Source organism: Devosia sp. Micro-HW1, assembly GCF_056341075.1.
In genome coordinates this window covers 724,582-748,684 of the sequence record NZ_CP094375.1, presented here as the reverse complement: position 1 = coordinate 748,684, position 24,103 = coordinate 724,582, and the positions used below count along the sequence as shown (strand labels likewise).

Genomic DNA, 24,103 nt, shown 5'->3' with positions numbered 1-24,103 from the left:
TTAAGCCGGACGGGCGTCCTGGATCGCATTCTGGTGCGCGCGTCATGTCGAACGGGACGTTCGCGAAGCGTCGTATGCCTAGCGACGCAAGGAGGAGGCCATGACACCTGATGAAACGGTAATCCGGGAAATTATCGAGAACTGGGCTGCCGCAGTGCGGGAAATCGACATGGAGGCGATCCTTGCCAACCATAGCGAGGACATCGTGATGTTCGACGTGCCCGAACCGCTGCAAAGCCGGGGAATCGATGCTTACCGGAAAACCTGGGACCTGTTCTTTCAATATTCGAAAGGTGGACCTGAATCTTTCAATGTGCGGGAGATGCAGGTGACAGCGGGCGACACCGTTGCCTTTGTCACGGCGATCCTGACCATTGAGGGTGGTCCGCTACGGCTGACGGTGGGACTGCGCCAGGAAGGCGGGCGCTGGCTGATAGCGCATGAACATCACAGTTATGCAGCAAAAATAGGGTAATCGCAGCTGACAGGAAATGTCAGCGTCGTCCCGGATAGTCGTTGAGCAACAGGTTCGGTGCGCCTAGTCTCGCCGCCGGCCAAAAGAATGGACTTTCGACATGTCTCCGTTTCACCTGATCCTGGCGAACAACCTGGTCGCCAATGTCACCAATTTCACGGTCTGGTTTGCCGTTACATTCTGGGTCTTCCTGGAAACGCAATCGGTCTTTGCCACCGGCATGATTGCCGGGATCTACTTGGTCTTCACGGCCGGCTTCGGTATCTGGTTCGGGTCGATCGTGGACCACAATTCCAAGACCAAGGTGATGATGGGCTCGAGCGCCGTTTCTGCGGTGTTCTATGTGCTTGGACTGCTGATGGTGCTTTTCGAGCCCGAAGGCGCGTTCACCGATCCCTACGGCCCCTATCTCTGGGGTTTCGTACTGCTCGTCATGCTGGGCGTGATCGTGGGCAATATCCGCTCGATTGCGTTGCCGACCTTGGTGACCATCCTCATTCCCGAGGATAGCCGTGACAAGGCCAATGGCCTTGTGGGCATGGTGAGCGGCATCGGTTTCCTGACGACCTCAGTCATTTCAGGTTTCCTCGTTGCCTATACCGGTATGCTGGGCGTGATGGTGCTGGCGCTCGTCGCGACGGTGCTGGCACTGGTCCATATGGCCTTCATCAAGGTCGACGAGGGGCGGATCGAGCCCAGCGCGGACGAGCCGGCCGAACCCAAGCGTGTTGACTTGGCGGGGACGATCAAGGTGATCGGGGCCGTGCCGGGTCTGTTTGCGCTGATCTTCTTTGCCTGCTTCAACAATTTCCTTGGTGGCGTGTTCATGGCGCTGCTTGATGCCTATGGCCTTTCGATGGTGCCGGTCGAAATCTGGGGGCTGACATTTGGTGTACTGTCGCTGGCCTTCATCCTCAGCGGCATCATCATTTCCAAGACCGGGTTGGGCAAAAATCCCCTGCGCACGCTGATGATGGTCAACGTCATCACATGGTCGGTGTGCTGCGTCTTCACCATCCAGCCCTCGTTCTGGCTGCTGGTAGCGGGGTGCTTTGTGTGGATGTTCCTCGGGCCCTATGCCGAGGCTGCCGAGCATACGACGCTGCAGAAGGTGGTGCCACTGGAACGCCAGGGCCGTGTCTTTGGCTTTGCGCAGTCGATCGAGCAATCGGCATCACCCCTCACCGCCTTCATGATCGGGCCGCTGACGCAATTCGTGGTCATTCCGTTCATGACGGATGGCGCCGGTGCGGACACAATTGGAAGCTGGTTCGGGACCGGGCCGGATCGGGGCATGGCGCTGGTCTTCACTATTGCCGGCCTGATTGGCCTGCTGGTCACCATCATCGCCTTCAATTCCCGCTACTATCGAGAGCTGTCGGCAGCCTATGCTGCCGGCAAGGATGATGATGGGGAAGATGGCGGAGAGGCCGTGGCCGTCCCCGCCTGAGCGAAAGGATTACGCCGGCAGTGCGCCTGTCGGCGTAATCTCCGGCCTCTTGGGCGGGAAGGCTAGGGCGAGCATAGCGGCGGCGAGGCCAACCGCGGCCGACGCCACGTAGAGCCAGTGGTAGTCCCCAAACGTATCGTATAGGTAGCCGCCACCCAGGGGGCCGAAGGCCATTCCGATTGATGAGGTCATAGTGATCCCGCCAAGGACTGTGCCGAGGACGTTGGGCCCGAAATAATCCCGGGCCAGCACCGAATAAAGCGGCATGACGCCGCCATATACCAGTCCCAGCACCACAGCCAGCAGGTAAAAGTGGGTCAATTCGGTGACGTATATGTAGCTGTAGATGCCTATGGCCTGCAGCACCAGACCCAGCACAATGACGCGCTTGACGCCAATGCGGTCGGCCATGACGCCAAAAATCACGCGGCCGAAGAGCCCCGCGAAGCCCTCCACACTGTAGATGCTGGCCGCAGCAATCGCCGAGGCGCCGCAGAGCATGGCATAGCTCACAGTGTGGAAGATCGGGCCAGAATGGGCGCCGCAGCAGAGGAAGAACACCGCCGCCAGCACGATAAACTGCGGTGTGCGGAATATCTTGCCGATACTGGTGGGTGGCTTTTCGGCCGGAACCACGTCACTTGACGGACTCGGGCTTTCGGCAAGGGCTTGTGGAGCGCGACGGATCAGGAACGCTGCCGGAATGATGAGTGCCGCCGCTGCAATTGCGGTCATCATCATCGCGCTGCGCCACCCATAGTTGGCAATAAGCACGGTGGCGAGCGGCGTGATGGTCATGGGCGCCACGCCGCCGCCAAGCGAGACCAGCGAGACAGCGAGGCTCCGATGCTTGTCGAACCACCCCAGGGTGGTAGCGATAAGGGGAGCAAAGAATGCGCCGCCCGAGGCGCCAACGAGGCCGCCATAGGCGATCTGGAATATCAGGAGGTCATTGGCGCGGCTGGCGATGAAGAGCCCGAGGCCCAACATCACGGCTGCCACCAGGATCACGGGACGGGCGCCTATTCGGTCAGTCAGCGTGCCCCAGAGAAAGCCGGCGACGCCCATGACAATGAAGGCGACTGTCATCGCCCCGGAAATGCCGGCGCGGGTCCAGCCGGTCTCGTCGGCAATGGGTTGAAGGTAGACGGGCAGGGCGAACATGGCGCCCATTGCCAGACAGGTGATCACGGCCCCCGCCGCGACAATCACCCAGCCATAGTGTCGTTCCATTTGGAAGCTCCCTCCTTGCAAGGAATTCTCCACAGCGACGGATGGAGCGCCGACGGTTCGACAGGTGCAAGCGAATTTTACTGCCGGGATGAGACGTCGCCTTGCCGCGGCTGGTTATGGGCCACATATTCATTCAATGAGTGAGAAAAATCCGACGCGGCGGGGAGACGCCGTCGCCCCAGCGGGAGAAGTCCGGAGTGAGGTTGCTGCCTTCGTCAGGAAGGTGGGGCAATTGGCACGGCCAAATGCCGGAGAAGACGGTCGACTCCTATTTGCCATGGACGCGACAATGAGCCGGCAACCCACCTGGGACATGGCGATGTCCCTGCAGGCGGGGATGTTCGACGCGATCCCGAAGGATGCGGCACTGCAGGTGCAGTTGATCTATTTCCGGGGGCTGGGCGAGTGCCGGGCTTCGAAATGGGTGATTGATGCGAAGGCCCTGGCCAAGCTGATGAGCACGATTTCCTGTCAGGGGGGCGATACGCAGATTGGTCGGGTGCTTGCCCATGCGCGGGACGAGCACCGGAAACGTCGAATCCATGCCGTGGTCTATGTGGGCGATGCGATCGAAGAGAGTGTCGATGCGCTTTGTGCCAAGGCAGGGGAGCTGGGTCTGATGGGCCTGCCGCTGTTCGTATTCCAGGAAGGGCGCGATGCACGGGTAGAAGCGGCATTCAAGGAGTTCGCGCGCCTTTCCAAAGGCGCCTATGCCCGTTTTGACAGCAGCGCACCGCAGCAGCTGGCGGACTTGCTGAAAGCCGTGGCGGCCTATGCCAGTGGCGGGCGGGCGCAGCTCAAACTGCAGTCAAGCGGTGCTGCGCGGGCGCTGCTAACACAGATCGAGGGACGATGAGTTGGGTTTTTCTGGGCGCGCTGGGGCTGGTGGGCGTGCTTTGGCTGGTTTTTGCCCTTCGCAACATGGACAGGCGTCTCGTCATGCAGGGGTTGCGCTGGATCGTCGGTACGGGGGCAGCTGTGCTCGCCGCTGGAGCGCTCCTGTTCCGGCGGATCGATATTGCGATGATTTTGGGGGCAGTGGCGGTTTCGGTGTTGCTGCGCGGACGGCTCGGACGATTTTCCTTCGATAGCCTGGGTGGCGGCGGTAGTTCCAATGTCTCCAAGGTGCGGAGCCGGTTTCTGGCGATGGAGCTGGACCACGATACGGGTGAATTGACCGGCCGGGTGCTGGATGGACAATTTGCCGGCTGGGATCTGATGGATCTGGGCGAGGGCGAAACGCGTGTGCTGATAGATGAAATCGGGCATGACGCCGAGAGCATCAACTTGCTGGAAAGCTGGCTCGATACCAACCGCGCCGGTTGGCGGGAGTATTTTGCGGAGACCGAAGCAGGCGGCGGGCCGGGCCAGTCAGCCGGCATGGCCAGCGACCCTGTTGCGGAGGCCTACGCGGTGCTCGGCCTGAAGCCCGGCGCGAGTGATGACGAGATCAAGGCGGCGCATCGAGAGCTAATGAAGGGCGTACACCCCGATCGCGGTGGCTCAGAATTCCTGGCCGCCAAGATCAATGAAGCCCGCGACTTGCTGCTCGGGCGGTGACGCGCGCAGGATGTGCTCAGTGGGCGCCGATATTGATCATCCAGCGCGTACCGAACTTGTCTACCAGCATGCCGAAGGTGTCACCCCATGGTGCCTTGACCAGCGGTTCGATGATCGTGGCGTCCTGAGCGAGGCCATTCCAGTAACCGGTAAGCAGCGCTTCCTCGTCGCCGCTCAACGAAACCGTGATGTTGCTGGTATCAGCCAGGTCCATGGTCTTGGGCGTGTCCGAGGCCATTATGGTCATGCCGTTGGGAATGTTGATCTGACCATGCATGACAAGATTGGCGTCGGCCGGGTCCTGCGCGGCGCCATTTTCGCCAAAGGTCATGATCTGCAGATCGCCACCGAAGACGCCGTGATAAAAGGTCAGCGCGTCACGCGCCTGGGTACGAAATCCGATATAGGGGTTGAGACGAGCGGTCATTTCATTCTCCCTAAGGTTGCGTCCTGGGCCAGTCTAGCGCTCCATCTTGACGGTTGGTAGGCGCGAATGCAGGAGGGTGTGATGGAAAGGTTCAGCGGCGGTTGTCTCTGCGGCAAAGTGCGCATGGTTGCCGAAGGCGAGCCCTATCGCGTCGGCATCTGCCATTGCCTCGATTGCCGCAAGCATCATGGCGCGCTTTTTTATGCGGCTGCAATCTTTCCGCGCGACGCCGTGCGCATTGAGGGCGATGTCAGCGACTACCAAGGCCGGTGTTTCTGTCCCACTTGCGGATCGTCTCTATTTGCCCGGAGCGATGACGAGATCGAGCTGCATCTGGGCGCCCTTGATGCGCCGGACCAGTTTGTACCGACCTATGAAAGCTGGACGATCCGTCGCGAGGCTTTTCTACCCGAATTCGTGGGCCTCGCGCATTTTGCGAAGGACCGAACAGGGTCGGGGCGCACGCAGGCCTAGGGGCGGGCGGCTCCTACACACATGGTGTTTCGCGGCCTCGACGGCATGCCTCTGCTGGGGCGCGGCGGTGTGACCATGGGTCTGGCAACCGGCAAGACCCCCCTCCTCATCTATGATGCATTGGTAGCGTGTTCGCGTAGGGAGTAGGTGTCCTTCGCCCAGGCGTTCAGCATGCGTGCAACCAGAGATCGCTAGGAAACTCCTCCGAGCTTGGTCCTGGAACTGCGCGCCCGCAGCAACTTTGGATCGCTTTTCGATGAAGTCGGCCAACAAACGGCGGCGAGCACCGCGCTCGGCGCCATTTCTTCCTGTCTCTGCCAGAATCAGGCGAGGCGTGCCCTGGCGTTGGCTTCAAGGAAAGCGGTTTTGGGACCGATTGGGACCCGCTTGGGGCAGGTGGGACCGAAACCGCTGTGATCTCTAAATTATTGCAGCGTCTGGCAGTTGAGACATATAAAATCATAGTCAATCATTTGGACCAAAGTCCAAGTGTAAGTAGACTTTTGCCCAAGACCAAAGTCCTGTCTCGTTCCCCCTTATAGGGGAAAAAATAATTAGACCGTTGCATCTACAGGTGTGGCGGGATTTTCGATTATCTTTTGACATTCATACGCAGGTTTTCTGGAAAATCTGGGTATTCATTTCCATTTTTTGCGACTTTTGGATTTGAAGTCGCAATAGGAGGATGTCATGAGAAAACTGGCTTTTGCTTTGCTCGTTGGTTCAACGCTTTCTGTGGCGGGTATGCCGACCGGCGCTTTCGCGCAGCAGGGTGGGCTCGTCCAGACTGTGTTGGATCTGTGCCCCACAGGATCGGGTCAGAGCTGCGTGCCGGCATTCCAGGTGGCGGTTACGACTTTTCCGGCCGGTCCACAGCGCGACGCTGATTTGATCCTGGTCAGTATGAGCCTCGCCGAGGTCGCGCGCCAACCACAAACGCCGGTCCTGGTTTGCCTCGATATTGCCGAAGGCATTCGGTTCGCGGGCGAATCTGTTGCAGATCCGGGCGATCGCCAGACCCTGATGGACCTCGCGACCAACCTTTGCAATCGCGGCTTCGAGACAGCGGCTATTCCGGGCGACGATGACGATGACGACGATGATGATGACGATGACTTCGATGAAGTTCCGGTGGTCGGCATCACCGATACGCCGCCGGTAGTCGACCCCACCGACCCCACCGACCCTCCCAGTGCACCCCCACCTCCGGTCGGTGACGACGACGATGATGACGACGACGACGATGATCATCATCATCACGATGACGATGACGATGACGATGATGATGACGACTACGACGACGAGGAAGATGGCGAGGAAGATTACGACGACGAGGACAATGATCATCACGACGACGATGATGACGATGACTACGATGACGAGGAAGATGGCGAAGAAGACTACGACGATGAAGACAATGATGATGATTATCATCACGACGACTGAGGACAGAATCCTGCGTTTCGCCTGACCCGGGCGGGGTGGCCTTTGCCGCCCCCCTCGCGGAAATTTTACGAGCTATAGAACCGAATCACCTTAGCCTGCCCCTGTATCAAGTTGGGGGCGGGCATTGCGTCATTCCATTTTCGTGGCGGCCATTGTCATGGCCCTGGTTCACCCTGTCGCAGTGACTTCGGCAGTTGGCGCGGGTGTTCCCAGACTTACGACGTCTGGGGCGTTTTCCGCTCCATATGGTTTTAGCATGTTCTGCTTGGCCAACAGGGCCTTTTGTCGCGGCGGGGGAGCCGAAGAAGTCGCTCTCACGCGTGAGTTGCTCTCGACACTGAACAGCGTGAATGGGCGAGTGAATTCCAGCATTCGGCCGGCTAGGGACCGTGTGGATACCTGGGCGCTCGGAGTGGCCGAGGGGGATTGCGAGGACTATGTGCTGGCGAAGCGAGCTGCACTGGTGAACGCCGGCGTGCCCGCCAGCGCGTTGCGCATCGCCGCCGCAACAACCCGCTCAGGTATCGGCCATGCTGTACTGGTCGTGCGCACAGATCAGGGTGACCTTGTGCTCGATAACTTGACGTCCACGATCAAGCCATCAGATCAGACTGGGTTGCGTTGGGTCGCCATGACCATGGCAGACGGACGCACCTGGAAGCGGATCGTCTAGGGGCCGGCTGCCAATTCGAAACGCTCATGCCAGACGCGTCGCGCGACGATGTGGTGCTTCTACTGACAATGCATGAATTTGGTGTGGCATATTTGTCACCTGGCAGAATAGCGCGGCTGGTCGTCGCGCTTGGCTTTTTTGCGCGTTTATTTTCAGTCGGGTACCGCCTTCGCTAGGATTGGGATTTTTACCAATTTTTCAGCGCCGACAAAGTCTTCACAATCTTGGATACAAGATTTGACTGCTGAGTTTTGAGTAATTGCGCCTCAAAAATTGGTCAATATCTGTGACGCTTAACTAAATATTAATTACCCGCTGACAGGCGGGGCAATAGAGGATATTGTCCCATTATCGAACTGTCCTAGAGTTTTTTGTTCGGGTGTTGAATGATGAGGGACGTAGTCAGAATAGCTTTCGTGGACGATCATCCCGTCCTGTTGAAAGGGATGGCTGCCATCTTTGCATGCGAAGACTGGCTCGACATCGTGGCTCAGGGCGACTCCGCAGAGGCCGCGATCGATATAGCAGCGACGCACAAGCCGGATGTGCTGGTCACCGATCTTTCCATGCCTGGGAATGTCTTCGGCGCCATATCAGAGATATCCAGCAAATTCCCTGATACCAGAGTGGTTGTCTTCACCGCTTTCTCAAGCGTGGATTCCGTACTGAAAGCCCTCGATGCCGGGGCGACGGGATTTGTCCTTAAAGGCGGGCGGATAGAGGAAGTGATCGAGGCCGTCGACGCGGTGATGCGCGGCGAGATGTATATAACCAAGCAGTATGCTGGACAGGTGCTTGGTGGTCTGCGCAATCGGGAAGCGCGGTCGCGGTTGAACAACGCTATCCGGCTGAGCGTGCGCGAAAAGCAGATTATCGGTCATCTGATGCATGCTCGCACTAATCGCGAAATCGCCGAGGCGCTTTTCATCAGTGAGAAGACGGTCAAATACTATATGAGCGGCCTGATGACGAAGTTGAATTGCCGCAACAGACTTGGAGTCGTGGTTGCTGCGCAACAGAGCGGTGGCCTGGACTAATTTGACGGTGCGTCAATTATAGGCAGATGCACCACGAGCCGGGTCCCTCCTGACGGCGATGACTGTATGGCAATTGTGCCATGAAGCGCGCTTACGCGGTTGTGCATCCCCTTCAGACCCAGGTGTTCACCGCTGCTGCCGGGATGCTGCGGCGGTGACAGGCCCGGGCCGTCATCGGCTACCTCGATCACCAACGCATCGTCATGAACGACGACTGACAACATCTTCTGTGCCCCAGGGGCGTGTTTTGTCGTGTTGGTGAGCCCTTCCTGGATGACGCGGTAAACGCAGATCTTGAGCGCCTCGTTGACCTGAGCGGGCAGGGGTTCGGAGTTGTAGTCGACGGATTCTCCCGTCAGGTCCTCATGGCGAAAGACTGCCAATCGCACCGTTTCTGCCAGGGTGAGGCCGCTGATTTCAGGCAGGATCAGTCCGGTCGATACGTTGCGCAGCTCCGTCATCGCTTCCTGGGTGATGTGAATAGTGCCCTCGACCTGGGAAAGAGCCTCCTCGGATGGTTCCTTGCTGGACCTGATCGCCCTAGCCGCCGCGGTCAGCCTCAGGATCGACAGTGTGAGCAATTGCAGGGGGCCGTCGTGAATATCGGCGCCCAGTCGACCCAGATATTGTTCATTGGCCTCACTCGCCCTCAAGCGGCTCTGATCAGCGATGAGCCGAAGTTCGGCGGTTTCCTTGGCCGTTCGGACTGCCTGGTTATAGCGCTCCCGCAACAGCCGTCGCTGGTTGGCAATGGTGTTCCCGGCCCGTCGAACGATGAGATAGAGCAGGCCGATCATCAAGGATGTGGTCACAGCCACCACGGCCCAGGTGGCGAGTTGTCCGCTGGCGAGCTCTCGCGCCAGAGCATCGGCACTTTCATAGGTTTCCGCGACGGCAACTACCTCAGACGTGCCGGTTCGATAGAGTGGCGCGTAGACTTCGATAAGGTTGATGTCGAGTGACTGCTCGAAGGCGTTTTCGGCGCGCAGGGCACTTTCGAACTCGCTGACCACGGCGCCCTTTGCGGCGGCCTTCACGTGGGTTGCGTCGAAGAACTGGCCAACGAGGTCCTTGTTTGTAGCGTAGAGCACCATGCCGTCGGACCGCCAAATCTTGACCGAAACCACGGTTTTGGACAGCGGCGAATGTATCAGGATGGCGTCGAGTGCGAGGCTGGAGGCTTCATCGAGAACGCCGCCGGGAACCAGCCCCTGCACGTGCGGCTCAAGAAACGACTCCATGAAATTGCTGGCCTGAACTCCGGACGCGGTGAGTACCGATTCCTTGATCTTGAGGCTGACCCAGGTTCCCAGAACAGCCATCGAGACACATAGAACGATCGCCGAAGCCAGCAGGAACTGGGCCGAGATCGAGCGCTGGGAAGCGTCGTTGGCGGACAAAGGTCTAGTCAACCACTGGACCAAGGTCTGGTCTCCGGACTGGACAGTTGGCGGGCAACAAAACCCGACATTGCTCAGTATCGTGCCGATCCCCTGCGAGCAACACTCAGTCTTGAAATTCCACAGTCGTGCCTGGTGCCGATTGGGGAGGGCTCTGGATTGGTCCTTGAGGGGACAGGGAGAGACAAATGGCTATCGAACTCAATCTCAACGACCTGCAGTTCGTTCTCAAGCAGATCAAAATCGGTGAGGCTCACGCCAATGGCGCCGCGTTGACGGAAATCCGGCTTCACCCGGTGACCGGCGAAGTGCTTTCGGATGGCGCGCTCTATGATGACAGTGGCGTGTTTATCGGGGGCCCTGGCTTCCCGCTTGTTGACGGTACAGGCGCTCCAATTGTCTATCCCCTCGCTATTCCGGATGCAAAGACGCCCTTTGGTATCCGCACGGTGGATGGCAGCTATAACAACCTGATGGAGGGCCGCGAACTCTGGGGCGCTGCCGATCAGACCATGCCGCGCTTCTTCGAAGCCAACTACATCAATGGCGGGCCGGAAGCCCCGTTCATGCCCGGCATTACCAACACCAATTACGGCACTGCCGGCAATGTGCTGGATCGCGATCCGCGAGTGATCTCCAATCTTGTCGTTGACATGAGCGTCAACAATCCAGCTGCAATCTATGCGGCGCTGGTCTTTGCCGAGTCAGAAGACCCCTATGCCGATCTGGCCGAGTTGATGGCACTGCGCGCGTCCGGCGGAGCGGATCTCACTCTGCTGCAGCAGGCCGTAGCGGAGGCCGAAGCAGCCCTCAATACTGCAGTCGGCAGCTATGACAGCAGCAATCCCGCGACATTTGACGCCATCCAGGATGCCTCTGCAGCCCTGACCGTGGCCGAGGAAGCGCTCGCTGCCGCCCAATCAAGCTCGACCGATCCAGAGGGTGCCTTCATGGCGCGGGCCGGGGAGCTGGGCATTCTGAACGAGGATGGCGGCCTCATTATTCCGAACGTGGCCCCGGACGAAGGCATTTCTGCGCCGTTCAACGCTTGGATGACCTTCTTCGGCCAGTTCTTTGATCATGGTCTGGACCTGATCACCAAGGGCAATAACGGTACAATCTATGTGCCGCTCAATAATGACGATCCGCTGGTGACTGGCGCTGATGGCGTGCTTGGTGACGATCCAACCACGGTTGACGTCGATGAATCGCTCGATGACTTGCCGGCCCAGTTGCGCTTTATGGTGTTGACTCGTGCGACGCCGACCAATGTTGATGGCGTGAACCAACACGTCAACACGACGACGCCGTTTGTCGACCAAAACCAGACCTATGCGTCGCACGCTTCGCACCAGGTGTTCCTGCGCGAGTATGCCCTGGTCTTCGATGCTGCCTACGGCTTCGCCGTGCCGAAGGCGACCGGCCGGTTGCTGGAAGGTGAAGAAGGCGGCCTGGCCACCTGGGCCGATGTGAAGGATCAAGCGCGCACCCTGCTCGGCATCGAACTCGATGACCGCGACGTGCTCAACGTCCCGCTGCTGCGCACCGACGCCTATGGCGAATTCATCCGTGGCGCCAACGGTCTGCCGCTGATTGTCACCGGTCTTGGCGGGGATGGAACGCCCAATACCAGCGATGACGTCGTGGTCAGCGCTAATATCGGTGTGCCTGTGCGTCCATGGGACATTGGCGCGGTGCGCACTTCCCATGCCTTCCTCGACGATATCGCGCATAATGCCGCGCCGCAATTCGTCGATCCGGACCGCGATCCGAACACGCTCAACAGCATCTGGACCACGGCGGATACGGATACGACGACCGGTAACACCATCGTGCCCAATACCCTTGGTGTGCGTACCCAGTATGACGATGAATTGCTCGACCGCCACTTCATCACGGGCGACGGGCGCGGCAATGAGAACTTTGGCCTGACCGCGGTGCACCATGTCTTCCACTCGGAGCACAACCGGCAGACCGTGATCCAGAAGCTGAAAATTCTGGAAGAGGGTAACCTGGCCTTCGTCAACGAATGGCTGATTACGGATCTGACCCAGGGTCAGCTCGACACCCTGCATACGAACCTCAATGCGGCTGTGAACAAGCACGCCTTCATCGAAGACCTAACCCTGAACTGGGACGGTGAACGCATCTTCCAGGCAGCGCGCTTCGCTACCGAAATGCAGTATCAGCACCTCGTCTTCGAGGAATTCGGCCGCAAGATCAATCCGGCCATCGACCCCTTCGTGTTCAACTCGGTGACCGATATCAATCCGGCCATTTTCGCCGAATTCGCTAATGTCGTGTACCGTTTCGGCCACTCCATGCTGACCGACAGCCTGCCCCGTGCCTTCTACGATCCCACTGGCTCGGCCGATACGTCCTTCCTCAATACGGTGGACGAGGGCCTGATCGCGGCCTTCCTTGATCCCGTCGACTATGATCTCAACGGCGCGATCACGGACGAGCAGGCGGCCGGCGCCATCGTTCGCGGCCTCACCAATGTGCGCGGGAATGCGATAGACGAGTTCGTCGTCGATGCCTTGCGCAACAACCTGCTGGGACTGCCGCTTGACCTGGCTGCAATCAACATTGCCCGCGGCCGGGACACCGGCATGCCGACCCTAAACCAGGCTCGTGAGCAGCTCTTTGCATCCACTGGGCACAGCTTCCTCAAGCCCTATGCAAACTGGGCGGAATTCTCGATAGGGCTGAAAAACCCGCTCTCGGTGGTGAACTTCATTGCCGCCTATGGCACGCACACGGCTCTCCTCGCCGCCACGACGCTGAATGACAAGCGTGCCGTGGCCATGGAACTGGTGTTTGGGGTCGATGCCGAGGGCAATGCGACCACGCTGGCCAATCGCGATGACTTCATCAACGGCACCGGCGCCTATGCGGCGGCCCTGGGTGGCCTCAACAACGTTGATCTGTGGATTGGTGGTCTTGCAGAGAAAATCCTGCTGTTTGGCGGCATGCTCGGCTCGACCTTTACGGCCGTGTTCGAAGCACAGATGGAAGCGCTGCAGGATGCGGATCGCTTCTACTACCTGACCCGAACCCAGGGACTCAACTTCCTCGACTCCCTGGAAGCCAATGCCTTTTCCAAATTGATCATGGCCAATACCGACTTGGCCGGACCCGGTGATGACGGCATTCGCGGGACCGAGGACGACGAGATCCGCCATCACATTGGCGTCGACTCGTTCGGCAAGTATGACCTCGTGCTGGAAGCCGATCCGACCTATCAGCAGGACTATAACGGCGCCGATCCGGGCAAGGACCCCAACGACATCGACCCCGTCCTGGCCGCCCTGGGCTACTCCCAGGTCAACCGCACCCTGCCGCCCGCCTTCCAGACCTACTACGATACCTACCTGCGCTACATTGGTGGCGAGCATGTCGTGCTCGGCGGCACATCGGGCAATGACGTCCTGATCGGCGATCTGGGCGACGATGGCATCTGGGGTGACGCTGGCGATGACTATATCGAGGGCGGTCAGGGCGTAGACCTGATCATGGGTGGCTACGGCGACGACATCATCATGGACGAAGGCGATGAAGGCGACTTCATCAAGGGCGATGCCGGCAATGACGTGATCTCCAGCTCCAACGGCCTGGATGTGTTGATGGGCGGCGAAGGCAAGGACGTCATCTTCACCGGCAAGGACGACACTGAAGTCTTCGGTGGCGAAGGCGACGATTTCATCATGGGTGGCGACGGCGTCGACCTGCTGATGGGCAACGAGGGTGATGACTGGATCGAGGGCGGTGGCGGCTTTGATACGACAGCTGGCGACAATTCGCAGTTGTTTTTCAATTCCGATATTCTCGGCCATGACGTGATGTTCGCCGGCTCCGAGGAGCATGATTTCGACGCCGAGTCCGGCGATGACATCATGGTGCAGGGCGAGAGCGTCATGCGCAACGAGGGCATGTTTGGCTTTGACTGGGTGAGCTATCAGGGCTCGGCCATCGCTGCCGACGCCGACATGCGCATCCGTATCTTCACCACGGAGGAAGCCGATATCCTGCGCAACCGCTTCGACAAGGTCGAGGCGCTGTCGGGCAGTGCCGGCGATGACATTCTGCGGGGTGACGACCGAGAAGCCGGTGACGCCCCTGCAGTCCCCACCGTGAACAACACCGAAACGCTATTCTTCAAGGATGAGCTGAGCCAGGCCGGCCTCGACCGCATCGAGGGTCTCCGCGAATTGCTGGGAAGCCTCGTTGCTGGCGTGCCCGAGGGCAACAGCGAAAGCATTGTGGCCTTCACCGGCGGCAATATCCTGCTCGGCGCCGGCGGCGATGATACGCTGCAGGGCAATGGCGGCAATGACTTCATCGACGGCAATGCCGCTCTCAATGTGCGGATCCGCCTGACGGCACCGGACTTGGCGAACACAGCTGCCAACGAGATCGCCACGATCTACACCCTCAAGCATGTTTTCACGGGTGCCGAAGGTGCCGGCGTCCAGCCCGCATGGATCGGCAAGTCGTTGTTCGAGCTGCTCGTCGCTAGGATCATCGTGCCCAGCCAGATGCATATCGTGCGCGAGATCATCGCTGATGCCGGCGAAGAGGACGACATCGATACGGCAGTGTTCAATGACAACCTGCAGAACGATGATGGCACGTTTAACTACACCATCGTCGCCAACGGAAATGGCACTGTCACGGTGTCCCATATCAATGTCAGCAACATCGACGACCCGGTCACCGGTCGCCCGTTGATCTCCGATGGCGTGGATACGTTGCGCAATATCGAGCGCCTGCAATTCCTCGACCAGACGGTCGAGTTCACCGCGCCGCAGCTCTACCTGCAGCATACGGCCAATACGCTTGCCGAGGCCTTTGGCGGCAATGCGGCCACTGGCTACACCGACAATGACGGTGCCTGGACCGACAACTGGGCCGAGACGGGGGACGACGGCAGCTCGACCTCGGATGGCGGAGGCCAGATACGGATCAGCAATGGCCGACTGGAATTCGACGGTGCCGATACCGCCAGCAATGGCGCTGTCATCCAGCGCGGTGTGGCGGGTCTCGCCAATGCGCTGTCGGCCCGGGTCTCGTTTGACTTCGGCGAGAATATCGACGCCGGGGAGACGGTGTTGATCGAGTTTTCCCGCGACGGCACCGCATTGGAGGAAATTCTCACCATCACCGATACATCGGGCAATGGCAACGTGCGGGATTTCCAGCTGACCGGGCCGTTCACGGCGGGCGCTTTCATGCGCTTCACGGTTTCGGCCATGAACAATGACGCCGACGTGGCCTGGGTGGACAATCTCAGCATTGTCGGGGTGACATCGCAGAATGTGAACTACCAGGCGACCTTCACGGAAGGAAACGGTACCAATACCGGCGCCGACGTGGATGTCACCGGCAATGCCCTGATCATCGAGAACGACGAGATTGTTTCGGCTCGCATTGTCCTGACCAATTCCAGGCCGGGTGACGCCTTCGATATCCCCGGGGACCTGCCGGGCAATATCATCAGCAGCGTTCAGAACCTGGGCGGCCAAATTATTGTCACCCTGACCGCCGGCAATGGTGGTGAGCCGGACGAGTCCGATTGGCAGGCAGCTCTGCAGGCGGTGGAATTCCGCAACACGTCGCAGAACCCGGATCCGACGCCGCGCATCATCCAGATTACCGTCAATGACGGCTTCCTCAACAGCAATGTGGCGACGACGACGATTACGGTTGTGCCGATCGACGATGCGGTGAACGCTAACAACGACAGCGTCATCACGAACGTCCTGCCCGGCACGAGCCTGGTACTGCCAAAGTGGGCTCTGCTGCTTAACGATACCGATCCTGACAGCCCGATAGACATCACGGCGGTCTCTTCGCCTAACGGCGTTACAGCGGTGCTCGGTGCCAATGCGATCACAGTTACGGATACCGGGGTGCAGGACGGCAGCTTCGTCTACACCGCCAATGGTGGGTCAACCAACGACAATGCCACCGTCAACATCGATACGGTCAATCTGTTCGCGGAATCCTTCGGCACGACGAGCTACACCGAAAGTGATGGCACAGGCGCAACGGAATGGGCCGACAACTGGGTGGAAATCGGCGACGACGGTAGCAATATTTCTGCGTTTGGCCAGATACGCATCCAGAACGGCCAACTCGAGTTCGATGTTGGCAATTCGGCGGCGAACAGCAATGGCGCCCAGATCCAGCGGGCAATTGCAGGTCTGAACGGCCTGACCGGCGCCCGCATATCCTATACCGCGTCGTCTGCTGGCCTGGACGCCGGGGAGAACGTAAGGGTTCTTTTCTCCCGCGACGGGGCAGAAGCCAACTTCGTGGAACTGCAAGTCATGAGCGGCACCACGGCGACGGCAACCTACACCCACAACCTGGTAGGGCCATTCACGGCCAACGCTACGCTCCGGTTTGTCGCCAGCGCGATGAACGATCAGAATGACTTTGTCATCGTGGACAATATAGCCATTGGCGCGCCGATCGCTGCGCCCGTTAACGGCACTGGGGCCAGTGAAATCCTCTACGGTGATGCGGCGAGCTCGACCTTCGATGCCGGAACGGGCAATGACGTCATTCTGGCCGGAGACGGCAACGACACCATCATTTGGAATGCCAACAACGCCACCGCTGCCAGCAATACCAATAGCGACGGCAGGGATATTGTGGATGGCGGGGCCGGCACAGACGACACCTTCGTCATCAACGGTAACGCCGCCAATGGTGTGGCCGAGACCTACCGCGTTTACTCGCGGATCGCCGCGGATGCTGCGGGGCTGGTCGTGCTCAATCCAGATGCCGAAATCGTCATTACCCGGGGCGGTACGACCAGCGATTTCATTATCGCTGAACTCGACAATATCGAGGAAATCGTCATCAACACCGACAATGGCAACGACACTGTCCTCGTGATCGGCGACTTTTCATCGACCAGCCTCGACATCAACACGATCACCATTAATGGCGGATCGGGCGATGACACGGTCGACTTTTCCGCACTGACTTCGGCCCACCGCATCTTCTTCCGCTCCAATGGTGGCAATGACACCATTATCGGCAATGTTCGCCCGCAGGATGTGATCGAGTTGGCACCGAACGAGGATGTCTCGGGTTACCAGCTCACCAACAATGGCGACGGGACGCAGACCTATTCGAATGGCACCCATTCGATCACCTTTACCGGTGCTCTGCCCCCGCAGTTCCAGAATGGGCATGGCGGCAGCGAGTCTCTGCTCGGTGATGAAGACATTGAAGACCTGCTCGAAATGGCGCAGGACCCCGATTTCATCCGCGATGCCTCCGGCTATGGCAACAACGTCGCCAATCCCAATTATGGTACGGCCGGCCAGCAGTTTATCCGCCTGACCGACGCCTACTATACCGACGGCATGTCTGGCATACGCCAGACGGCGCTTACGCCGCGTCAGATTTCCGACATCCTGGCCAACCAGGACGAAGACGGTGACGGCGTCGAGGAAAGCCTGGTCAACGACTTTGGTGGTACGAGCCTCCTGACATTCTTCGGCCAGTATTTCGACCATGGCCTCGACTTCGTGGCCAAGGGTGCGCCGGGCTCGGTGCAGATCGGTTCGCCGACCTTCCCGATTGCCGCCCCCCGATCAAACATCGTGCCGGGCACCGGCGTCGATCCAGACGGCATCCCCAATAGCGGCGATGAAATTCCTGCCGAGTACATCAACAATGTCTCGCCTTTCGTCGACCAGAACCAGGCCTATGGTTCGCACGACGCTGTGACCGACGTCCTGCGGCGCTGGGAGCTCGATAGCAATGGTGACGCGGTTCAGACAGCCTATCTGCTGGCGGGCGACATCGACGAGAGCGGCTATACCCTCCTGCCGACACTGACCGACATTCGCGCCAACTACCGGATCATGACCAATGGTGGCGAACTGACATCCGAGGATATCAGCGATTTCGATGGTACCGGACAAGCACTGTTGATCGATTTCATTCCCAGATTCGTTCTCCTGCCTGATGGGACGGAAAGCCAGGATCTGGATCTCGATCAGATCGGCCACTTCTTCGTGACCGGGGACGGCCGCGCAAATGAAAACGTGATGCTGACTTCGATCCATACGATCTGGCATCGAAACCATAACTACTGGGTCGATGAGCTGAAGGAGCGTACCAACAACGAGTGGACCGAGCAGGAGTATTTCGAAGCTGCGCGTATCCGCAACATTGCTGAGTACCAGCGGGTCGTCTTCACCGAATTCGCCACTGCCATGGCGGGCGGCTTTGACGATGACGACGATCATGGTTTCGAAGGCTATGACCCCGGGATCGACGCTTCGATTTCGGTCGAATTTGCCCAGGCAGCCTACCGCTTTGGTCACTCGATGCTCAACGAGACTGTCAGCTATGTAGACGACAATGGCGTACGCCAGGAAATCTCCCTGGTGCAGGCATTCCTCAACCCGGCACAGGTGGTCAATCTGGGTGTGGGCAACTTGCTGGCCGGTTCGGTGCAAGTCCAGCACCAGGCAATTGACGAGAACGTCGTCAATGCCCTGCGCAATCAGCTCGTAGGACGACCGCTCGACCTGGCTGCACTCAACATCTTCCGTGGCCGCGATATGGGTATTGCGCCGTTCAACACGGTGCGCACCCAGCTCTATGAGCAAACCAACCTGACTGCATTGCGCCCCTATTCGGGTTGGGCAGACTTTGTCCAGCGCAATGGTATCTCTGCTGTCATGCTGGCCAAGCTGCAGGAAGCCTACCCAGACGGGTTCGAGACTATGGACCTCTGGGTCGGCGGACTGCTCGAAAAGCCGGTGGCCGGACAGTTGGGTTCTACCTTCGGATACATTTTCCTCGAACAGCTGAACCGCCTGCAGCACGGCGACCGGCTCTACTATCTCGAAATCTTCGATGACTCCCTGTTTACCGACGAGAACGACGTCTCCTTCGCGGAGATCATCGCTCGCAACACCGGTCTGACTGGCCTGCCGGAAAATGTCTTCGACCTGGATGGATCCAATGCTCCGGCAGATGACGACGAGAATATCCTCAATGACTTCGATGACGAGGAAGGCCACGGCCAGGATGATGACGAAGACGAAGACGAAGACGAAGATGACGACGAAGATGATGATGATGACACCGTCGGCGAGGATGACGACGACGAAGACGACGACGAAGATGAAGACGATGATGACGACGAAGACGACGAAGACGATGATGATGCTGAAGATGATGATGCTGAAGATGACGGCGGCGCGGGTGTAGGTGCGCCGATAGTCGGGACGCCTGCTGGCGGGGTTCTGCTGGGGACGTCTGGTGCGGATCTGATCTTCGGGCAAGGCGGCGTCGACTACGTCATTGCGGGAGCCGGGGCGGATATTGCCCGGCTCGAGGGCGGCAATGACTTTGCCGATGGCGGTGCGGGTCGCGACGTGATCTGGGCCGGCGACGGCGATGACGACGTGCTGGGCGGCGACGACGACGACATGCTCTATGGCGAAGCCGGGAATGACTGGATCTCGGGCGATGCCGGCAATGACCTGATCGACGGCGGTGCCGGAGACGACGAGCTGTTCGGCGGCGATGGCAATGACAAGTTCATTGGCCGGATCAATGACGGCAATGACCTCATCGATGCCGGATCGGGCATCGACACCCTGGACCTGGGTACATTGACTGCGGCGACGCACGTCAACCTGGGGACAGGCGTGGATGGTCGCGGCTCGGTCTCGGGAGCGCAGTCCGGCACCGATGTTCTCTATGGCGTCGAGAATGTGACCACCGGTTCGGGAAACGACCGGATCGTGGCCAGCAACGCTGTCAACGTAGTGGATGGCGGGGCTGGGCAGGACGTGTTCGTGTTCGGCAGCGCCGCCGCCGCGGACGGTGACACGATCCTGAACTTCGAGGCTGGCGACAAGGTCGAACTGAGCGGCATGCTTGCGGGCAACCAGGCGTTCACCCTGGTGAACGGGGCGCCCACGGCCGGTCAGATCGCGGTGACCCATGAAGTGCGCGAGGACGGTGAGTACACGGTTGTGACCGGTAACGTGGATGGAGCCGATGCGGATTTCCGCATCTCCATCACCGGTAACCACAACCTGACCGCCACCGACTTCAACCTCTGACGGAACAGGCCTGGCCGGCGACGAACCGGCCGGGCCTGACGCATTTCGAGGGTTTCCAAAATGGCCAAACCAAATTCCAGCAAGGCACTTGCCGAACGGCGCGCCGATGCCATGCTCAAGAGTGAGTTCAAGGGCATCGGTATCTTCCTGTTCTGGATTTCCGGCATCATCAATGTGCTGGCCCTGACCGGCTCGTTCTACATGCTGCAGATCTACGACCGGGCGCTGACCAGCGGCTCGGTCCCCACGTTGATCGCGCTGTCGGTCCTGGCCGTGGGGCTCTACCTGTTCCAGGGCGCCTTCGACATCATCCGCTCGCAGCTTCTGGTGCGTATCGGGGCGCGAATTGACCGCATCCTGTCGCCCATTGCCCACCGGGTGGCGGTGGACATGCCTCGCTTCGGCTTTTCGACCTCGGAAGCGCTGGAGCGCGGCCGGGACGTGGATACGCTGCGCGGCTTCATGGGTGGGCAGGGGCCGATGGCTCTCTTTGACCTGCCCTGGGTGCCGCTTTACATCCTCTTCGTCTATTTCCTGCACCCGGTCCTGGGGGCGGTGACGCTGGGCGGGGCGGTGGTGCTGACGCTCCTGACGGTGTGGACTGAACTCAAGTCGCGCAAGCTGGCCGGTGCCGCGCACCAAGCCAATATTGCGCGCAATGCCATCGCCGATTCCAACGCGCGCAATTCCGATATCATCAAGGCAATGGGGATTTCCGGACGGGCAGTGGAGCGCTACACGCGGGCCAATACTGAGCATCTGGTGCTGCAGACGCAGGTGACCGACGTCACCGGCACATTCAGCGCCATTTCCCGCGTCCTGCGCATGCTGCTGCAATCGGGGCTTCTGGGCCTTGGCGCCTATTTCACCATCCAGGGCCAGATGTCGGCCGGGGCGATCATTGCGGTGTCGGTGGCGTCGGCGCGGGCCCTCGCGCCAATCGACATGGCCATCGGGAACTGGAAGGGCATGGTGATGGCGCGCCAGGCGTACAAGCGCCTGCGCGAAACGATGGTAGCGCTGGCCGACCTGCCCGAGCCGATCGACCTGCCGCCGCCCAGCCAGTCGATGCGGGTGGAAAAGATCACAGTGGCGGCGCCCTCATCGGGGCAGATCCTGCTGACCGAAGTCGGGTTCGAGATCAAGGCGGGGCAGGGCCTTGCGATTGTCGGTCCCAGCGGCGGGGGCAAGACCACCCTGGTGCGGGCGATGACCGGAATCTGGCCGATCCTGCGGGGCTCGGTGCGGCTGGACAATGCCGACCTGCCGCAATGGAAAGAAGACGTCCTGGGGCGCTATGTCGGCTACCTGCCGCAGGAAGTGGCCCTGATGGACGGCACCATCGTGGAGAATATCTCCCGCTTTTCTCCAAAACGCGATGGCAAGGGCGTCGTCGCTGCGGCGGTGGCAGCCGGCATTCACGAGATGATCGTTCGCCTGCCGGATGGCTACGACACCCAGCTGGGGCCGCAGGGCACGGCTCTGTCGGCCGGGCAGCGGCAGCGGATCGGGCTGGCCCGGGCGCTCTATGACAACCCCTTCGTGGTGGTGTTGGACGAGCCCAACGCCTTTCTTGATACCGAGGGCGAACAGGCGCTCAACCGCGCCATTGCCGGGATCAAGGAACGGGGTGGCATCGTCATTGTGGTGGCCCATCGCCCGAGCGTGCTCGAGCAGGTGGATCTGGTGGCCGTGATCCAGTCGGGCAAGCTGACCGCCTTCGGGCCCAAGGCGCAGGTGCTGGGCATGCAGACCAGCGTCGAGAAGGACAAGCCCGACCGGCAGCCGGTGCGCGCAGCGGAGTGATGAGAGATGCTGATCGAGGTCAAATCCAGCCAGAACGCGGATGTTGAAGCCAAAGGGGCCAAGCGTTTCGAATTCAATCTTGCCGAGCGACTGACGCGCCTGCCGGCCTACTTTGCCCTCCTGGTCCTGGGTATTGCTGCCTATATCCGCTCGCTAGGCCCGGTCCAGGCCGGCGTACCGGAGAATGCTGGCCGGAGCGGCGAAGATAACGGCGCAGAGGATGCGCCCCGGGATCAGGCCGTGGCCCAGATCGACGACCTGGTGCCATCAGCGACCGATGAGATCACAACCGGCAGTATCGGTGAGGGTGGCGGCCGGCAGAGCCTTGGAATCGAGCCGGGCAATCCCTGGCCCGGCCCCTTCGTGGTACCAGACTTCGCGCAGCTCTATTTTGCAGAGCCGAGCTTTTATGTTCCGGCCATGCGCCCCTTCCTGCCTGCCGCGCTCATGGACTTCCCCGGCAATGACAATTTTGGCGGACGATCCGTCTCCATCCCCGCCAATTTTCCAGCCCAGGACTTGCCCGACCCCGCGGAGCCGGTTGGATCAGTGCCGGACGGAGGTGATGATGACGGAGGCGATGATGACGAAGATGATGACGGCGGGCCCGAAACCAGCAATCGGGCCCCTGTGGTTGTCGGTCCGGTGCGCCTCAATGATGTCTTCGCAGGCCAGGTGGTGCTGATCGCACTGGTTCATCTGCTGCGCGGTGCCTCCGATCCGGATGGCGACACGTTGCAGGTCAAGAATGTGGTGGTCACGGGTGCCGAACTGGTGGCCACGGCCGAGGGCTGGCTGCTCCAGACCCGTCCGGGCATGATCGGTCCGGTCGTCGTGACCTACCGGATTACAGACGGCCAGGCGTGGGTCGGCCAGGAAGCCATGTTCGAGATCGTGCGCAAGGTAATGGCGCTGGGCGATGGTGATGATCTCATCATCGGCTCGGCCTATGACGACGATATCGATGCCCGTGGCGGCCACGATATTGTCGATGCCCTCGATGGCAATGACCATGTGTCGGGCGGATTGGGCAATGACCACATCAATGGCGGCGATGGAGACGACGTGCTCCTGGGCAATGCTGGCAATGATGTGATCTTCGGTGGCAATGGCAATGACCTGATCCGCGGAGGGGCCGGCAACGACCGTCTGTTTGGCGATGCCGGGAACGATACGGTCCTGGGCGAGGCGGGCGACGACCATATTGAGGGCGGCGCTGGCAATGACCACCTTGATGGCGGAGATGGCCGCGACGCCCTTTACGGCGGGGCCGGCGACGACAGGCTGATCGGTGGCGCGGGCGACGATATTCTCGAAGGCGGCGACGGCAATGATCTGCTCGAAGCGGGCGCGGGCGATGATACGCTCGATGGTGGCGCCGGCGATGACGTCCTTGTCGACGGCGCCGGCAATGACACCGTTCTTGGTGGCGATGGCGACGATACACTGGTGGCGGACGCCGGCGACGATATGATGGATGGTGGCGACGGTTTTGACACGTTCGACCTGTCTGGCGTGCAGGTGGACATGGTTGTCGACCTGGTGGGCGGCACCAGCTATGGCGCCGAGACGGGCACGGACGGACTTGCCAATATCGAAGAAATCATCGGCGGCGCCGGCGACGACATGATCGTGGTCGGCGGCAAGGCCACGGTGCTTTCGGGTGGCCGGGGCAAGGACACGTTTGTCTTCGAGGTCACCGATGTCAATCCCGCGCTCAGCGATCACGTCGTGCACAAGATCCTCGACTTCGTCGTCGGAGATCGGGTGCGGATGCGGAACTACGACCTGGATCGGGAGGCCCGCGAAGTCGAACGGGACATGTTCGAGGCCATCTATGGCGATGACAGCGATGACTGGCTGAGCTCCGACGTGCCCCTGCAGGTCTCGCACGAACTCATCGATGACGAGAACTGGACCATCATCGTCGCCGATCTCGACGGTGACAATATCTATGACCTGGCGGTCAACATTCAGGGCGTGATGCTGCTGCCGCCGGACAATCTTGCTTGA

Annotated in this window: 14 protein-coding genes; 11 read left to right on the top strand and 3 right to left on the bottom strand. The window is 60.0% G+C overall.

Features of this window, described 5'->3' with window-relative positions; translation table 11 throughout:
* Nucleotides 1–100: 100 nt before the first annotated feature.
* Both MQW79_RS03390 and MQW79_RS03385 read left to right on the top strand, forming a co-directional pair.
* The gene (locus tag MQW79_RS03390) at nucleotides 101–475 is read left to right on the top strand and encodes a nuclear transport factor 2 family protein (RefSeq protein WP_476586840.1); all 375 of its coding nucleotides are present in this window, start codon (nucleotides 101–103) and stop codon (nucleotides 473–475) included.
* 100 nt (nucleotides 476–575) lie between these two features.
* On the top strand, nucleotides 576–1,925 hold the full coding sequence (locus tag MQW79_RS03385) for an MFS transporter (protein ID WP_476586839.1): 1,350 nt from the start codon (nucleotides 576–578) through the stop codon (nucleotides 1,923–1,925).
* Between the two features lie 9 nt (nucleotides 1,926–1,934).
* On the opposite strand, the gene MQW79_RS03380 is transcribed toward MQW79_RS03385, so the two are convergent.
* Nucleotides 1,935–3,158, bottom strand: a complete 1,224-nt coding sequence (locus MQW79_RS03380; protein ID WP_476586838.1) for an MFS transporter — start codon at nucleotides 3,156–3,158, stop codon at nucleotides 1,935–1,937.
* Nucleotides 3,159–3,447: 289 nt separating this feature from the next.
* Here MQW79_RS03380 and MQW79_RS03375 point away from each other — a divergent pair, with 289 nt between their 5' ends.
* Together MQW79_RS03375 and MQW79_RS03370 are read left to right on the top strand one after the other, a co-directional pair.
* The gene (locus MQW79_RS03375) at nucleotides 3,448–4,014 is read left to right on the top strand and encodes a vWA domain-containing protein (protein ID WP_476586837.1); all 567 of its coding nucleotides are present in this window, start codon (nucleotides 3,448–3,450) and stop codon (nucleotides 4,012–4,014) included.
* Nucleotides 4,011–4,718, top strand: a complete 708-nt coding sequence (locus tag MQW79_RS03370) for a J domain-containing protein (RefSeq protein WP_476586836.1) — start codon at nucleotides 4,011–4,013, stop codon at nucleotides 4,716–4,718. Before MQW79_RS03375 ends, MQW79_RS03370 begins: the two co-directional genes overlap by 4 nt.
* A 16-nt stretch (nucleotides 4,719–4,734) precedes the next feature.
* On the opposite strand, the gene MQW79_RS03365 is transcribed toward MQW79_RS03370, so the two are convergent.
* Nucleotides 4,735–5,145, bottom strand: coding sequence for a VOC family protein (locus MQW79_RS03365; RefSeq protein ID WP_476586835.1), 411 nt, complete (start codon nucleotides 5,143–5,145; stop codon nucleotides 4,735–4,737).
* 81 nt (nucleotides 5,146–5,226) lie between these two features.
* On the opposite strand from MQW79_RS03365, the gene MQW79_RS03360 reads away from it, so the two are divergent.
* From MQW79_RS03360 to MQW79_RS03345, 4 genes are all read left to right on the top strand, one after another.
* Entirely contained in the window at nucleotides 5,227–5,619 is a 393-nt protein-coding gene (locus tag MQW79_RS03360) for a GFA family protein (protein WP_476586834.1), read from the top strand.
* 690 nt (nucleotides 5,620–6,309) lie between these two features.
* Entirely contained in the window at nucleotides 6,310–7,065 is a 756-nt protein-coding gene (locus MQW79_RS03355; protein ID WP_476586833.1) for a hypothetical protein, read from the top strand.
* A gap of 157 nt (nucleotides 7,066–7,222) precedes the next feature.
* Nucleotides 7,223–7,738 carry a transglutaminase-like cysteine peptidase gene (locus MQW79_RS03350; RefSeq protein ID WP_476588177.1) on the top strand — a complete coding sequence of 172 codons (516 nt, stop codon included), beginning with the start codon at nucleotides 7,223–7,225 and terminating at the stop codon, nucleotides 7,736–7,738.
* A gap of 416 nt (nucleotides 7,739–8,154) precedes the next feature.
* Nucleotides 8,155–8,775: a response regulator gene (locus MQW79_RS03345; protein WP_476586831.1), complete on the top strand. Its 621-nt coding sequence runs from the start codon at nucleotides 8,155–8,157 to the stop codon at nucleotides 8,773–8,775.
* Here MQW79_RS03345 and MQW79_RS03340 read toward each other — a convergent pair.
* On the bottom strand, nucleotides 8,772–10,175 hold the full coding sequence (locus tag MQW79_RS03340; protein ID WP_476586829.1) for a sensor histidine kinase: 1,404 nt from the start codon (nucleotides 10,173–10,175) through the stop codon (nucleotides 8,772–8,774). The genes MQW79_RS03345 and MQW79_RS03340 overlap by 4 nt on opposite strands.
* 188 nt (nucleotides 10,176–10,363) lie before the next feature.
* Here MQW79_RS03340 and MQW79_RS03335 point away from each other — a divergent pair, with 188 nt between their 5' ends.
* From MQW79_RS03335 to MQW79_RS03325, 3 genes are read left to right on the top strand one after another with little or no spacing between them, the layout of a single operon-like run.
* Nucleotides 10,364–20,284: a peroxidase family protein gene (locus MQW79_RS03335; protein ID WP_476586828.1), complete on the top strand. Its 9,921-nt coding sequence runs from the start codon at nucleotides 10,364–10,366 to the stop codon at nucleotides 20,282–20,284.
* A gap of 60 nt (nucleotides 20,285–20,344) precedes the next feature.
* Nucleotides 20,345–22,090 carry a type I secretion system permease/ATPase gene (locus MQW79_RS03330; RefSeq protein ID WP_476586827.1) on the top strand — a complete coding sequence of 582 codons (1,746 nt, stop codon included), beginning with the start codon at nucleotides 20,345–20,347 and terminating at the stop codon, nucleotides 22,088–22,090.
* 6 nt (nucleotides 22,091–22,096) lie between these two features.
* On the top strand, nucleotides 22,097–24,103 hold the full coding sequence (locus tag MQW79_RS03325; protein WP_476586826.1) for a cadherin-like domain-containing protein: 2,007 nt from the start codon (nucleotides 22,097–22,099) through the stop codon (nucleotides 24,101–24,103).